The sequence below is a fragment of the Streptomyces sp. NTD107 genome (genome assembly GCF_059510435.1).
This window is the reverse complement of sequence record NZ_JCAJZV010000003.1, coordinates 235668-249982: the sequence shown is the minus strand read 5'-3', so window position 1 is coordinate 249982 and position 14315 is coordinate 235668. Positions and strand designations below refer to the sequence as shown.

Here is a 14315-nt window from a genome sequence, read left to right as displayed (position 1 = left end):
GGCGGTCGGCCGGTGCCTAGCCTGACCGGCGTGAACGAGACGACGACGACGGAGCTGGGGTTTCCGCGCGCGGAACTGCTGCTGATGCTGCTGGGGTTCCCGGCGCTGGGTCTGGTGCTGGCCTGGGTGCTGCCCGGTGTCGCGCACTGGGCGACCACGACGCTGTCCTGGCTGCCGTTCGAGGGCCCGCTGACCTTCGTCGCCGGCCTCGACCAGCTGTGGCAGCGCGGGCTCTTCCTCGCGGTCGGGCTGGCGGCGGGGCTGTTCGTGGCGTTCATGGCGGTCGCCGAGTCGATGAGGCTGACCCTGACCGACGACGAGCTGACCGTCGAACTGAACGACACCACCCGCCGGTTCGCCCGCTCCGGCATCTCGGCGGTCTTCCCGGACGGGAAGGAGCTGGTGGTCCTTGACCGCACCAGCCGGGTGCTCGTCCGGGGCGAGTACCAGGCACCCCGTACGGCGGTGGCCGCCGCGTTCCAGCGGCACGGTTACCCCTGGTCGAAGACCGATCCGCACGCCGCCGCGTTCCGCAGCTGGGTGCCGCACGCGCCCGAACTGCCCGCCGAGGTCCATGTCGTCCTCGCCGCCCGCAAGGACGCCCGGCGCCGTGGCGCGGACGAGGAGATCCGCGATCTGACGGAGACGCTGTCGCAGTTGGGGTACGTCGTACGGGACGGGGACGGGGACGGCGACGGCAACCGCGCCAAGCAGCGGCAGCACTGGCGGCCCGTCACCGGGTGACCGGCCGGGCCGGGCCGTGCCGTGCCGTGCCGTGCCAGACTCCGCCCCATGCCCTTCGACCACAACGACCACTACCACCGGCTGCTGCTGCGGAAGATACCCGGGCAGGCCGGCGGCGGCGCCGCCCTGGACGTCGGCTGCGGTACGGGCGGCTTCGCCCGGAAGCTGGCGGCGGCCGGGTTCACGGTGGACGGCGTCGACCCCTCGGCGGAGGTCATCACGGTCGCCCGCGCCGCGACGGACGGCGCCAACCCGCGCTTCCGGCAGGCGGACATCACCACGGCCGACCTCCCCCAGGGCCACTACGCCGTGATCACCGCTCTCGCCGCCATCCACCACGTACCGTTCGACACGGTCGCGAAGCTGCGCGACGCCCTCGCCCCCGGAGGCACCCTGCTGATCCTGGGCTGCGCCCCGGAGACCACGGCGCTGGACTACGCGTACGCCCTCGCCTCCGTCCCCCTCAACGCCGCCGCCCGGCTCGCCGTCCGGGCCCGTGAACGCGCGACCGGCCACCGCCCGCCCCCGAAGCCCCCGGTCAAGGCCCCGACCCTGCCGCTCCCCGACATCCGGCGCCAGGCGGCCGAACTCCTCCCCGGCGCGACGATCCACCGCAAACTCTTCTGGCGCTACCTCCTCATCTACCGGCACCCGCCCACCCTCACCGAGCCCGTCGCATAGGCGACGACGACGGCCCGAGCCCGGTCACGCGGGCGGAGCTGGGAGAGGCCCGGGCCACGTACGTCGTGACCGGGACCCGGGCGCTTTCCTCCACACCCAGGGGGCGCGGCCGTCCAGCTCGACGATTCAGCTGCCGGCTCTCCTTCAGCACCCGCAATCCCGGCGTCAACCGTGGCGACAACCCCCCGCACCACTCCGGCGTCGCGAGCACCCACACATGCCGGCAGGACAGACAGCGAACTACCCGCTCATGCGCGGGATCACCGGCCCCGACACCGCCGCACCATGGGCACTCACGCACGGATCCTCCTGGGCCGACAGGTCGGACTCCCCCGGCTTGGCACCGCACGGGAAGTCGGTCACTCCGCAGCTGAGCACTCCATGGTCTGCCCGTCCGTGAATGGCGGACCGCAACCCTTTCAGGGACATGGGTCGCCACGTCGACGCAGCGGGGGTCATTGTTGTCGTAGGTGCACGCACGCGCGTTCCGGCCCATCCGGCGGCGGGGCGTGCAGCGGCCGGCACGCGAGCGATGGGGCGCGGGCCGGTCGGTGTGGGCCGGTCGGTGTGGGCCGGTCGGTGTGGGCGGATGACACGGAGGGCCGGTCCCTCGCCACCGGTACCGCCACCCCCGTCATGCTGCTGACCCGCACCGCCTTCACCGGCTCCGGCGCGGTGATCGAGATCAATGAGATGGTCCTCGACTCGGCGTCGTACATCCTGGAGTACGACTTCGACGCCCGACGACCACCTCACACCTGGAGCCCGCATGCCTCGTGAACTGGCCGACCTTCCGTACGCCGGCTATCTCCAGCCCTTCGACGGGGCGCTGGAGCGGGAGGCCAACATCGACACCGTTCATCTCGACGGGGTGACCTTCGAGGACACGGACGCGGGCGGCAGCCGGTTCACCGAATCGGCGCTCAGCTCGGTGACCTTCACCGAAGGGCGGCTGCGGCGGGCGCGGTTCGCGGATGTGTGGATGGACACGGTGCGCTGGATGGGCACCGATCTGGCCGAGAGCAATTGGCTGGACGTGGAGGTGAACGCCGGTTCGCTGGCCGGTCTTCAGGTGTTCGGCGCGCAACTGCGCCGGGTGGAGTTCCACCACTGCAAGCTGGACTCGGTGAACCTGCGGGCAGCGGCGCTGCACGAGGTGTCGTTCGTCGACTGTGTGCTGCGTGATGTCGACTTCGGCGGCGCCACGCTGCACGGCGTCACCTTCCCCGGGACCGTCCTGGACGGCGTCCGGTTCGGGAAGGCGCAGCTGAAGAAGGTGGATCTGCGGCAGGCGAAGCGGCTGGACATCACCGAGGGCTTCGACTCCCTCGGCGGCGCCACTGTCTCCTCCCTCCAGCTGATGGAACTGGCCCCGGCGCTGGCCCAGTCGCTCGGCATCACTGTCAAGGACCGCTGACCCGGGCCGGGACGGTGTACGGCACGCAGGCGGTGGTGATCCCCGCGTCGCAGGCCAGGAACAGTACGGGCCGCCCGCCGTCGATCCGGCCGTCCGCCGTGCCCTGGTCGTAGGCGAGGGTCAGGGCGGAGGACAGCGGGTCGAGCCCGAACCCGGCCGGGGTGAGGATCTGGTCCGGGCGCAGCCCGGTGCGGTCGGCGAGCCGGTCCGGGAAGTCGGGCGCGGGGCGGGTGGTGACGATCAGCGTCTCGGCCGGGTCCAGTCGCTGTTCGCGCAGGCAGTCCAGGGCCAGCCGGGCGGACTGCTCCACGGTGCGCCCGATCAGATCGTCCGCCTGTACGACGGTGATGCTGTGCCGCCCCGAGACGCCCGCGCGGTGGAGATCGACGTAACTCCGTACCCCCGGCTCCGCATCCCGGTCGTGGGCGAACCGGACCGCGCCGAAACCCGTACCCGCCGGCCCGCGTTCGAGGAGCATCGCCGCCCCCGACGCGGCGTACGGGAAGTCCGGGCGTGGAACGCGCGACGGATGGCCGTCCGAGGACACCACCAGCATGCGCTGCCCGGGCGTGAGGAGCGACTGCGCCAGCAGTACGGCGGTGAGCAGGCCGCACGCGCCGTTGAGGAGGTCGAAGGAGAGCGTGGTACGCGCGCTGCGTTCGGCCATGTAGTCCAGGTGCAGCCCGATCCGCTGCTGGACGACGGCGGCCTGGGCGGGCTCGGCGCAGTTCTCGTCGCGGTAGACGCCGGTGTTCACCAGGTACTCCACATGACCGGAGTCCCCGGCCCGCTCCAGGCAGGCGCGCGCCGCGGCGGCGGCCGAGTCGACCGTACCGGCCATGGCCGGGGCCGCCGCCACGGCGGCAATGGAGATCGCCACTTCGGTCACACCTTCACCGTGGTCAGGGACGCCGACAGAAACCCGGTGACGATCCCGGAGGCGCCCGCCATCAGCAGCACCTTCCCGCCCGGCGCGTGCCGGCCGGAGCGCAACTCGTCGTGGAGCACCAGGAAGTGGGAGGTGGTGGCGGTGTTGCCGAGATGCTCCAGCACGGTGGGCGAGCGCGGCATCGGCACCCCCAGCACGCTCTCCCCGAGCCGGTCGAGCGCCGCGACCGTGTCGGCGGAGATCTGGTGCTGCACGATCGTGTCGTACCCCTCCGTCTGGAACGACCGGCCCGAGCGGGTCAGCACATCGCCGAGGTACGTCGGCAGCATCTCCAGCCGGTCCCGGTGCTGCTGCCGGGGGTTGGTGTACATGGCCATGCCGTGCCCCTTGTCGCTGGGCTTGCCGATGCACAGCCCGGCGTACGCGGCGGAGGTCTGGAGGTGCACCTCGTGGATGCGGTCCGCCTCGCTCTCGGAGACGTCGAGGAGGATGGCGAGGCCGGAGTCCCCGACCGTGAGGGAGGCGAACTGCGGATCGCGGACCCCACCGACCTCCCGGGTGGCGGTACGGCTGATCTCGGTGGCGTTCTCCCCGCTGACGATCAGTGCGCGCCGTACCGTACCCGAACGGATCAGGCCGTCCGCGACGAGAATGCCGGTCATCGTGCCGGCGCAGGCGTTGCCCACGTCGAAGGTGAGGGCCCGGTGCGCGCCGATCTCGCGGGCGACCTGCTCGGCGAAGGTGGGGACGTACGTGTAGCGGCCGTCGCGGCTCTTGACGATCGATGTGACGATCAGCAGATCGAGATCGGCGGCGGAGTACCGGGACCGGCTCAGACACTCGGTGGTCGCCCGCACCGCCAGCCAGAACGAGTCCTCACCGGCCCCCGGGTCACACACCCGGCGGCTGTCGACCCCGGTCACCCGGTGCACGATGTTCTCGGGCAGCCCGGCGCAGTTGGCGGTCAGTTCGCGCGAACTCACCTCCGCCGAGGGCAGATGCACCCCGAGGGACTCGATCCTGCTGTGGATCACGGGGGGCTCCCTGTACGGACGTGGGCGAGGGGACGCTCGGGCGATGCGGCTTCACCGGAGGAACGAGCCGGTGCCGGGTCCGGTTACGGAAGCCGGCCCGTGGGGGCGGGTGCGGTGGTGGGGCTCGGGTGCCGCTGCGGTGGCAGGCCGAGGGTGAGGTGCGGGGCGAGCGCGCGCAGGAAGTCCGGCGCGTCGAAGATCTCGCCGGCCGAGGCGACGCCGAGGGTCCTGGTGCGGCCGGTCAGCACGCGTACGAGGGCCTCGGCGACGAGGGGGGCGGTGACGGCGTAGATGTCCTGGCCGGCGGCCGTGGCCCGGCGCTCGGTTCCGCCCGCGCGCACGACGGCGTCGACGAGGAACGTCTGTCCCGAGCGCCCGCTCTCGTCGGTGGCGGCAGGGGCGGGGGTGTGCGGGGCGGCGATGTCACGTACCGCCTCGGTGGTCATATAGGTGGTGACATCCGGGATGGACAGATGCTGGGGGACGGTGACGACGTCCGCCATCGTGAACTCCCCGATCACCTGCCGTGGCCCGATCGGATCCGGAAAGGTCCACTCCAGGGCGGGCGCGGCGTCGGTGCGGCGCTCCCACCGCCCGGCCCGGTAGCGCAGCCGGACATCACCACGGCGCTCGCGGGAGACCGCGCCCGACCGGCGGGTGCCGGCGGTGGGGTGCCAGCTGCTGAGCGCGTACGCGATGTGGGCCTCGTCGGCCTCGGTCCACTCGCCCATGGCGGCGGTGACCAGCAGGTCACCGAGACCGCCGAAGAACGCCATGGCCGGGACGATCACCGCCCCCGCTTCCCGGGCCCGCTCGCGGTAGTGGGCGAAGGTGTCGAGGTTCGCCTCCAGCTCGGCGGCCACGTCCAGGTACGGGATCTTCGCGCGGAGCGCGGCCTCGATCACCGGGCCGGTGGTCGAGGCGAAGGGGCCGGCGCAGTTGATGACCGCCACCGTGCCCGCCAGGGCCCGGTCCAGGGAGGCCGGGTCCTCGGCCGACGCCACCCGGGCCGCGAGCCCGTGCCCCAGCCGGTGCTCGGCGGCCAGCTCCTCCAGGGCCCGCGCGTCACGTCCGGACGGCACCGGTACGAAGCCACGCGCGGCCAGCTCCGCGACCACGAACCGCCCCGTGTGACCGTACGCGCCGAAGACCGCCACCAGCTGACCTGATCCCATGAGACCGCTCCCCTCGAAAGACCAACGCCCGCCGCGACGCCGATCCGCCGCGGCCCAGCACCTCCATCCTGTCGGCGTGGCAGCACCCGCCGCGAGCGTCGGAAACGACATGGCACGTACAGTTTCGGACATGCCCACCGTCGCGCTGGCCGTCACCGACGGCATGCTCCACTACGAACTGTCCGTGGCCATCGAGATCTTCGGCACCGACCTGACCCACCTCGTCGACCCCTGGTACGACTTCATCCTCTGCGCGAACGGCCCGGTGCGCGTCAACCGCTTCCTGCGTCTGGAACCCGACCACGGACTCGACCACCTCGCGTCCGCGGACACCGTGATCGTCCCCGGCTGGGACGACCCGGATCGTGAACCGCCCGCCGCACTGACCGAGGCGGTGCGCGCCGCGCACCGGGCCGGTGCCCGCGTGGCCTCCCTGTGCACGGGCGCCTTCGTCCTGGGCGCGGCAGGACTGCTCGACGGCAGACGCGCCACCACCCACTGGGCCCACACGGGAGAACTCGCCCGGCGCCACCCGGCGGCCACCATCGACCCGGACGTGCTCTACGTCGACAACGGCGACATCCTCACCTCCGCCGGCAAGGCCGCCGCCATGGACCTGTGCCTGCACCTGGTCCGCCTCGACCACGGCTCGGCCAACGCCAACAAGATCGCCCGCCGCCTGGTCATCCCACCGCACCGCGACGGCGGCCAGGCCCAATTCATCGCCACCCCGGTGCCCGCCCCGGGCAACCACCCCCTCGGGGAACTCTTTCCCTGGGCGCTGGAGCGGCTGGACCAACCGCTCACCGTGGAGGACCTGGCCCGTCAGGCCCGCATGAGCTCACGCCACCTCGGCCGGCACTTCAGGCACCTCACCGGCACCACACCGCTCCAGTGGCTCCACGCACAGCGCATCCGGCACGCCCAGGAACTCCTGGAGACCACCAACGCCACGGTGGACGCCATCGCCGCGGCCACCGGCATGGGCACCGCCACCACCCTGCGCCGCCACTTCCACCGCAGCGTCGGCGTCCCGCCCGACACCTATCGCCGCACCTTCCGCCCGTGAGCGACGGCCGCCACGGGGATTGTCAGTCCCCTCCGGTAGCTTCGCGGCCATGAACGATGTGGTGCGGCTGGTGCCCTGGGGCACCGGGGATTTCTGGCTGCTGGAGCGATGCAACACGCCCGCGATGACCACTGCTCTCGGTGGCCCCGAGAGCGCGGAGAAGCTGGCCGACCGGCATAGGCGGTACGTCGGCATGTCGGAGCCGGAGTCGGGCCCCGGGCAGGTGTACCGGGTGGAACTGGCCGCGACCGGGGAGACCGTCGGGTCGATCGGGTACTGGGAGCACGGACAGGACGACGGCGAGACCGTGTGGGAGACGGGGTGGGCCGTACTGCCCGAGTTCCAGGGGCGCGGGCTGGCAGCGGCGGCGGCCCGGGCCGTCGTCGAGGTCCTCCGGGCCCTCGACGGCCCGCACCGTACGCTGCACGCCTACCCCAGGCCGGCCAACGCCGCCTCGAACGGGGTGTGCCGCAAGGCCGGGTTCCAGCTCGCCGGGACGGTGAGCATGGAGTACCCCAAGGGCCACTGGGCGACCTCCAACGACTGGCGGGTGAGCCTCCGCCCGGGGGCCGGCACGGCATGAACGGTCGCGGCGCCGGTCGCGGTCGCGGCCGGGGCCGGGGCCGCTCGTGATGGCTGGGTGCGGTGGGTTGAGCCGCGGGGTGGGCCGGCCATCGTTGGCTGGCCGTTGTCGGGCGTGCGGGGGGGCGCGGGGGCGCTCCGGACGTCAGTCGGGTCAGGAGCGCGGGGTGGTCCGCCAGGTGGAGGGCAAGGTCGATCCCGGCCGACACACCGGCGGCGGTGAGCACGGCACCGTCGCGGACCCAGCGTTCGGCGACGGGCGTCGCGCCGAACCTGGGCAGCGGGTGGCGGAATCCCCCGTGGGTGGCGGCCCGGCGGCCCTCCAGCGGGCCGGCGGGCCACCACGCACGGGTGGGACGCGGATGGGCTGGCCTCGGCAGCGGCTTCAAGATGGCGGAAGCACTCCGCCGGGCGTTCGTGGGCCGCTACGGGACACCGCCCTCGCGCTACCGGTTGAGGTCGGCCGGTCAGCCGGTCAGCCGGCGCAGTACGGCCAGCAGGTAGTCCTTTCTGTTCAGCGGGTTGTGGTCGGTGCGGTCGCGGGTCGGGGGTGGGCCGGCCACCGGCCGGTGGTGGTCGAAGGTGGCCTCCAGGGTGGCTTCGCCCCGGGTGAGGCCGGGGAGCTGCTGTTCCAGCCGGTGGACGGCCGCCGCCGGGATGATCCCGTCCAGGACGCACACCGCGCCGTGCGTCGCCGGCGTGCCGGGGATGGCGCGCAGCCGGGTCAGGGCGTTCACGACCGGGCCGAAGGTGTCGGCGGGCAGTTCGAGGGTGAAGCGGTGCATGGGTTCGTGCACCTGGGTGCCGGCCCGCCGCAGGGCCGCCATCAGCACGAGCGGGGTGAGCCCCCGGAAGTCCGCGCCCGTACTCGACATGCTCTTGTCGAACGTGGCGTGCGCGTGGCTCTGGCGCGGGGAGTAGCCGGAGTGGGTCATGGTGACCACGCAGTCGGGGATCTCCCAGCCGTGCGGGCCCTCCCGCAGGGTGGCGCGTACGGTGTCCTCCACGGCGGCCATGAACGCGTAGGGCATGGAGCCGAGTTCGACGCCGAGGCGATAGGTGACCCCGCTGCCGGCCGGGGCCGGTTCGACGCGCAGGCCGACGGTGGCGAGGAAGGGGTTGCCGTCCTTCTTGTTGTACTCCACGGCCTCCCCGGTGCCCGTCACCCGCTCCACGCAGATCGTCGTCGTCTCGCGGAAGGTGGCCGCCACCCCGTACTCGTCCGCCAGGGTGGCCTGGATGACCTCCTTCTGCACCTCTCCGTAGAGCGAGACGGCGATCTCGCGGCGCAGGTCGTCCTGGCGGAGGTTGATGAGGGGGTCCTGTTCGGCGAGCTGGGTGAGCGCGGCGTGCAGGGTGCCCTTGTCGTTCGGGTGGTACGGCTCGACGACGGTCTCCAGGCTGGGGGGCGGGAAGTGGCGTTCGCGCGCCCCCGGGGGCGGGGTGCCGATCGGGTCGCCGACCCGTACCGTGCTCAGGCCCCACAGTTTCGCGATCTCGCCCGCGACCGCCCTCTCGCGGCTTACCGCCGTGCCGCGTTCCCGGTCGAAGACGGCGATCGCCGTCACCTTCTCCTCCGAGCCGGGCAGCCGATCGCGCACCGCGAGGGTGCCGGCGAACAGCCGGGCGTACGCGATCCGCTCCCCGGCCGGTCCGCGTTCGACCTTGAAGACGCTGCCGGAGAGGGGGGCGCCCCGGTCGCCCGCGCGGGCCGGGAGGTACGCGCGGATGCCGTCGAGCAGCGCGTCCGTACCGGCTCCGGTGATGGCCGAGCCGGTGTACACCGGGTGGGTACGGGCGCGGCGGGTCTGGGCGGCGAGTTCGGCGCGCAGCTGGGCGGGCGGGAGCGGGCCGGCCGCGTCGAGGTAGGCGGCGAGGAGGCGGTCGTCCTGTTCGGCGAGCAGTTCGGTGAGCTGGTCCGGCGGCGCGCCGGGCGGGGTCATGGCCGGGGTGAGGCGCGTCCGCAGCTCGTCGAGGACGGCGGCCGGGCGGGCGCCGGCGCGGTCGGTCTTGTTGATGAAGACGAGGGTGGGGATGCGCAGCCGGCGCAGGGTGCGCATCAGGACCCGGGTCTGGGCCTGGACGCCTTCCACGGCGGAGACGACGAGCACGGCGCCGTCGAGCACGCTGAGGACCCGTTCCACCTCGGCGATGAAGTCCGGGTGTCCGGGGGTGTCGATGAGATTGACCGTGGTGCCGGCGTCGAGGGCGAAGGAGACGACGGCGGACTTGATGGTGATGCCGCGCTGCCGTTCGAGCGACAGGGAGTCGGTCTGGGTGTTGCCGTCATCGACGCTGCCGATCGCGTCGATGACTCCGGCGGCGTACAGCAGCCGCTCGGTCAGGCTGGTCTTTCCGGCGTCAACATGGGCGAGAATCCCCAGGTTCAACGTACGCACTGAGCGTCATGTCCTCCGAATAGGCGGTGATTACCTGCTGGGGCATGCGCGTTGTCCTCATGGTGGTCTCCCTCGTGGCGTGGGCCGATGTGTGTCGGTGCAGTGCAGCAGACGCCCGTCGGCCGGGCAACCGGTTTACGGGCGGCGGCGGAGCAGCTTGCCGCCGGTCCAGAGCAGGTCGGCGACGAGGAGGTACGTCCAGATCCTGCCCGCTCCGTAGAACCAGGCGGCGGTGTCGTCGAGGGGGCGGTCGCCGCCGCTGAGGGTGGTGAGCGGATCCTCGGTGAACAGGTCCCGGATCCAGGACAGGTCCAGGACGAGGAGGGCGAGCTGGGCTGCGGCGAACACCACGACGCGGGCCGCCAGGGCCCGGGCGGGGCGTGTCGGGCCGGGGGCCGGGCCGGGGGCCGGGGCCGGGGCCGCGGCCGGCAACGGCTTCGACGCGGGTACGGGCCCGGTCTCAGATACCGGCGCGGCGGGCACCGGTGGCGGGATGTCCCGCACGCCCATCCGGCGCACCGCGGCGGGGGCGATCACCGCCCCGGACAGCAGGATGCCCGCCGCGACCAGACAGCAGGCCGCCCAGCTGGCCCGGTCGTACAGCACACCGGCCGCGAGCGCGCCGAGCAGGGCGCCGGACAGGCCCGCCGACTCGTACACCCCCATGCCGCGCCCGATCCGCGCGCCGGACACCTCGGCGATCACCGCCTGCTGGATCGGCATGACGGCGGCCCAGGACAGACCGCTGAGGATCCACAGGCCGGCGATGACGTAGGGGTTCGGGGCCCAGGCGAGGCCGATGGCAAAGGCGGTGCCGCACAAGGAGGCCGCCGAGAGGACGCGGGCGCGGCCGAACCGGACCACATAGGTGTGCATGCGCTCGGCGGCCAGGCTCATGGCGATGGCGCCGGGGAGGAAGACGAGGGCGATACCGGTGATGTCCAGCCCGTACTCGCGCTGGAGCAGAAGCAGCAGAAGCAGCGACAGGGCGGCCTCGGCGGTCATGGTGAGCGCGACGGCGAGCAGCATGGGGCGCAGCCGGCGACCGATCGCCGTGATCCCGGCGGTGTCCGCCGGGTCGCCGGCGGGCGCGGGTGGCGGGCCGTCCGGGGCACGCAGCAGGAGGACGGCGGCCGTGGCGCAGGCCGCCGCGCACAGCAGGAAGACGCCGGTGTAGTCGATCCTGACGAGCAGGACGAATCCGGTGATGAAGGCGATCCAGGCACCGGTCTCCTGGGCGGCGAGCAGGCGGGGGAAGACGGCGGAGTCGGCGGCGAGGCGTTCGCCGATGATGGCGCGTACCGCGACCCACAGCAGGGCGCCGCCGATGCCGCCGAGCGCGGCGGCGAGGTAGGCGGGGGCGGGGCCGGTGGCGAGGGCGTAGCCGGTGGCGGAGGCGGCGTACAGCAGGGCGCCGGTGGCGGCGACGCGGCGGCGGTCGTGGGCGTCGGCGAGGATGCCGGCCAGCGGACGGGCGGCGAGTGAGCACAGCATTTCGACGGCGAGCAGGATGCCGGTCTCGGTGGCGCTGAGGCCGAGGGCGGAGCCGGCCCACAGGGGGAGGAGGAAGTCGAGGAGTTCGGTGGGGCCGTTGGTGAGGGTGGCCGCGAGGAGGGTGCGGCGTTCGCGGCGGTGTCCCCGCGTGGGTGAGCCGTCCGCCGCGTGCGGTGAGGTGTCCGTGGTCATGGCCGCTGTCCCTGCCCTCCGGGGTACGCCGGGATACTCCGAACAATGTTCGCCGATATTACGCCGAACGGTAGCCTGAACGTCGAGATGAGTGCGAAGGACAACCAGCGGCGCATCCTGGGGCTGCTCTGGAACGACCCCGCCACCCAGCCGCGCGGAGCCCGGGGGCCCGAGCGGGGGCTGACACCGGACCAGATCGTGGCCGCCGCGATCGAGCTGGTGACGGCGGAGGGCCTTCCGGCCCTGTCCATGCGCCGGGTCGCGGCCGAACTCGGCGTGGGAACGGCCTCGCTGTACACCTATCTGCGCGGCAAGGCGGAGCTTGAGGCGCTCATGCTGGACGCGGTCGCGGTCGGCGGAACCCTGCCGCACGAGTGGCCGGGCGACTGGCGGGCGAAGCTTGAGGCATGGGCCATGGACGACTGGGAGGCGATCCGCCGCCACCCGTGGGCGCTGCGGCTGCACGGCGCCGACCGGGTGCCCGGGCCGAACCAGCTGCGCTGGCTCGACTCCATGCTGCGGGTCTTCGAGGGCACGGGCCTGACGGAGCCGGAGAAGCTGGCCGCGATCGAGTCGCTGGACGCCTACAGCCGGGGCCTTGGCCTGCTGCGCGCGCAGATCGAGGACCCGGCCGACGCCTATGACGCGGCGGACCGCAACGCGGCGCTGCGCGAACTGGTGGACTTCACCCAGTACCCCGCCCTCCTGGCCGCCCTCCGCGCCGGCGCCGCCCCGTACGCCACCGACCAGTACACGTTCGGCCTCCACCGCCTCCTGGACGGCATCGAATCCCTCATCGCCTCCCGCCACCACACGAAGGACTAGGGTCGCGCCCACGGTGTGGCTCCCCCGGCCGGCCTTCGGCGCCAACGCCGGTGCCGACCCCGACGCCGACGCCGACGCCTATGGAAACGAGGCTCCGCACATGCCCGCTGACTCGGCTGAACAGACCACGCGGCTGGTGCTCGCGGACGCCAATCGTGCCCACCACACCGGCTTCGAGCTGGTCCGCCCACTGACCGGCGGCATGCAGTCCGCCACCTGGCTGCTGCGCGGGCCGGATCGCGGCGGGCGGGCGGTGCTCAAGTGGTCAAGGCGGCCGGTCCGGGCCGCCGGAGCGGTGGTACGGGCCCGGGCCGCCGGTGGACGGGTGGGCGGGGCCGGGGTTCTCGGGCACTGCTTCGGGTGGGCGGTGCTGGATCTGATGGCGTTCGTGCTGTGGCGGAATCCGGGGCGGCTGCCGGTGATCATCGGGTCGCTGGTGGAGCGGGCCGAGGCGGTCGAGGGATGGGTGGGCCGAATCGGGCGGTGAGTGATCACGGATGCCTCTGGCCTGTTCTGTGGCAATCATTTGCTGTCGGTTTGCACGGGTTTGGTGCATCTCGTGAGGTGACGGGACGTTCTTCCGGTGTGCCGGCCCGACGGAGGACGGTGGTTCAGCCGAAGGAAAGTGGAGAAGCGCACGCGCAAGAGCTGTCAGCGGGCCCTGGTTCTCGTCGTCACGGGATTCGCCCTGGTGGGGGCCACGGGGGCGCCGGCCGTCGCCACCACCCAGGCCACGCAGGCCACGCAGGCCACGCAGGGTGCCCAGGTCGCCGAGGCGGCCACCATGGCGACCGGCAACATCACCACCTGGATTCAGGGCGATGTCCGCAAGGGCGCGTCCACCAGCTACGACGTCGCGTATCCGGTCGCGGCGAACCAGCAGCTGATGGGGATGTGCCGGCTCACCGGCGGAACGGTGGACGCCAAGGGGATCAGCCACAACAAGTGGGTGAAGCTGTCGGACGGCAACTACATCTGGGGCGGGCCGCTGAAGGGTGACAAGACGGGTGGGATCACCAAGAAGTGCTGAGTCTGAGCCCGGCCCCGCAGGGGCGTGAGGGGTGGGCGGTGCGCTTGCTCTTTCGGGTGATGTTCTTGGGGCTTCGGGCGGGGCGGGTGGCGGTGCGGGTCTTATGGGGTGTGACGTCTCGTCGCTTCGCAGAGGAGAGCTTCATGCGCATGCGCACCGCTATCACTGCCACCGTTCTGGCCGGGGCCGCCGTTTTCGGGGGCGCCGGGGTCGCCGTCGCCGGTTCGGGGGCGCAGGGGGTGGCCGCGGGATCGCCGGGTGTGCTGTCCGGCAATGTCATCCAGGTGCCCATCTCCATCAACATCAACATCTGTGGGAACACCGTCAACTTCGGCGGCGCGCTCAACCCCGCCATCGGCAACGTCTGCATCAGCGGCTGACGACCCCGGCCCCCGCGACCGCGTCCGCCCGTTCCCCTGCGCCGGGGAGCGGGCGGGCGCGCCCTCGATCAGGTGAATGCGCGGGAAATGCTCATGGCGGACGGTCTGATCGGTGCTGACGTTCTGCGTCGTTCGTTCCATCCGTTTCCTTACTGGAGAGAACATGCGTATTCGCACCGCCATCGCCGCCACCGCCCTGGCCGGCGTCAGTGTCCTGGGTGCCGCCGGGGTCGCCTCCGCCGACGCCAGCGCCAAGGGCTTCGCCGTTGGCTCGCCGGGTGTGCTGTCCGGCAACGTCATCCAGGTGCCGGTCGAGGTCGGCCTGAACCTGTGTGGCAACTCCATCAACGTCGTCGGGATCCTCAACCCGGCGTTCGGCAACGTCTGCGTCATTCACTGACGTT

Annotated in this window: 16 protein-coding genes; 11 read left to right on the top strand and 5 right to left on the bottom strand. The window is 72.5% G+C overall.

Annotation, left to right across the window (positions count from 1 at the left end):
* The first annotated feature begins 30 nt into the window (after positions 1-30).
* From AC5WRL_RS08760 to AC5WRL_RS08745, 4 genes are all read left to right on the top strand, one after another.
* Positions 31-744: a YqeB family protein gene (locus AC5WRL_RS08760; protein WP_496087788.1), complete on the top strand. Its 714-nt coding sequence runs from the start codon at positions 31-33 to the stop codon at positions 742-744.
* Between the two features lie 48 nt (positions 745-792).
* Positions 793-1425 carry a class I SAM-dependent methyltransferase gene (locus tag AC5WRL_RS08755; RefSeq protein ID WP_496087787.1) on the top strand — a complete coding sequence of 211 codons (633 nt, stop codon included), beginning with the start codon at positions 793-795 and terminating at the stop codon, positions 1423-1425.
* A 579-nt stretch (positions 1426-2004) separates the two neighbouring features.
* On the top strand, positions 2005-2205 hold the full coding sequence (locus AC5WRL_RS08750; protein WP_496088015.1) for a UTRA domain-containing protein: 201 nt from the start codon (positions 2005-2007) through the stop codon (positions 2203-2205).
* Positions 2195-2842 (top strand): pentapeptide repeat-containing protein, encoded by a 648-nt coding sequence (locus tag AC5WRL_RS08745; RefSeq protein WP_496087786.1) that lies wholly within the window; start codon positions 2195-2197, stop codon positions 2840-2842. Before AC5WRL_RS08750 ends, AC5WRL_RS08745 begins: the two co-directional genes overlap by 11 nt.
* On the opposite strand, the gene AC5WRL_RS08740 is transcribed toward AC5WRL_RS08745, so the two are convergent.
* From AC5WRL_RS08740 to AC5WRL_RS08730, 3 genes are all read right to left on the bottom strand, one after another.
* Positions 2829-3722: a hypothetical protein gene (locus AC5WRL_RS08740; protein ID WP_496087785.1), complete on the bottom strand. Its 894-nt coding sequence runs from the start codon at positions 3720-3722 to the stop codon at positions 2829-2831. The genes AC5WRL_RS08745 and AC5WRL_RS08740 overlap by 14 nt on opposite strands.
* A gap of 5 nt (positions 3723-3727) precedes the next feature.
* Positions 3728-4765: a 3-oxoacyl-ACP synthase III family protein gene (locus AC5WRL_RS08735; protein ID WP_496087784.1), complete on the bottom strand. Its 1038-nt coding sequence runs from the start codon at positions 4763-4765 to the stop codon at positions 3728-3730.
* An 83-nt stretch (positions 4766-4848) separates the two neighbouring features.
* A complete protein-coding gene (locus tag AC5WRL_RS08730; RefSeq protein ID WP_496087783.1) occupies positions 4849-5940 on the bottom strand; it encodes a saccharopine dehydrogenase family protein in 1092 nt (363 codons plus the stop codon).
* 130 nt (positions 5941-6070) lie between these two features.
* On the opposite strand from AC5WRL_RS08730, the gene AC5WRL_RS08725 reads away from it, so the two are divergent.
* Together AC5WRL_RS08725 and AC5WRL_RS08720 are read left to right on the top strand one after the other, a co-directional pair.
* Positions 6071-7009 (top strand): helix-turn-helix domain-containing protein, encoded by a 939-nt coding sequence (locus tag AC5WRL_RS08725; protein ID WP_496087782.1) that lies wholly within the window; start codon positions 6071-6073, stop codon positions 7007-7009.
* Between the two features lie 49 nt (positions 7010-7058).
* A complete protein-coding gene (locus tag AC5WRL_RS08720) occupies positions 7059-7592 on the top strand; it encodes a GNAT family N-acetyltransferase (protein ID WP_496087781.1) in 534 nt (177 codons plus the stop codon).
* A gap of 466 nt (positions 7593-8058) precedes the next feature.
* On the opposite strand, the gene AC5WRL_RS08715 is transcribed toward AC5WRL_RS08720, so the two are convergent.
* Together AC5WRL_RS08715 and AC5WRL_RS08710 are read right to left on the bottom strand one after the other, a co-directional pair.
* Positions 8059-9990: a GTP-binding protein gene (locus AC5WRL_RS08715; protein WP_496087780.1), complete on the bottom strand. Its 1932-nt coding sequence runs from the start codon at positions 9988-9990 to the stop codon at positions 8059-8061.
* Between the two features lie 135 nt (positions 9991-10125).
* Positions 10126-11676 carry an MFS transporter gene (locus tag AC5WRL_RS08710; RefSeq protein ID WP_496087779.1) on the bottom strand — a complete coding sequence of 517 codons (1551 nt, stop codon included), beginning with the start codon at positions 11674-11676 and terminating at the stop codon, positions 10126-10128.
* Between the two features lie 87 nt (positions 11677-11763).
* On the opposite strand from AC5WRL_RS08710, the gene AC5WRL_RS08705 reads away from it, so the two are divergent.
* From AC5WRL_RS08705 to AC5WRL_RS08685, 5 genes are all read left to right on the top strand, one after another.
* Positions 11764-12501: a TetR/AcrR family transcriptional regulator gene (locus AC5WRL_RS08705; protein ID WP_496087778.1), complete on the top strand. Its 738-nt coding sequence runs from the start codon at positions 11764-11766 to the stop codon at positions 12499-12501.
* 13 nt (positions 12502-12514) lie between these two features.
* On the top strand, positions 12515-12988 hold the full coding sequence (locus AC5WRL_RS08700) for a hypothetical protein (protein WP_496087777.1): 474 nt from the start codon (positions 12515-12517) through the stop codon (positions 12986-12988).
* A 138-nt stretch (positions 12989-13126) separates the two neighbouring features.
* Entirely contained in the window at positions 13127-13531 is a 405-nt protein-coding gene (locus tag AC5WRL_RS08695; protein ID WP_496087776.1) for a hypothetical protein, read from the top strand.
* Between the two features lie 143 nt (positions 13532-13674).
* Positions 13675-13911, top strand: a complete 237-nt coding sequence (locus AC5WRL_RS08690; RefSeq protein ID WP_496087775.1) for a chaplin — start codon at positions 13675-13677, stop codon at positions 13909-13911.
* Between the two features lie 163 nt (positions 13912-14074).
* Positions 14075-14311 (top strand): chaplin, encoded by a 237-nt coding sequence (locus AC5WRL_RS08685; protein ID WP_496087774.1) that lies wholly within the window; start codon positions 14075-14077, stop codon positions 14309-14311.
* The last annotated feature ends 4 nt before the right edge of the window (positions 14312-14315 follow it).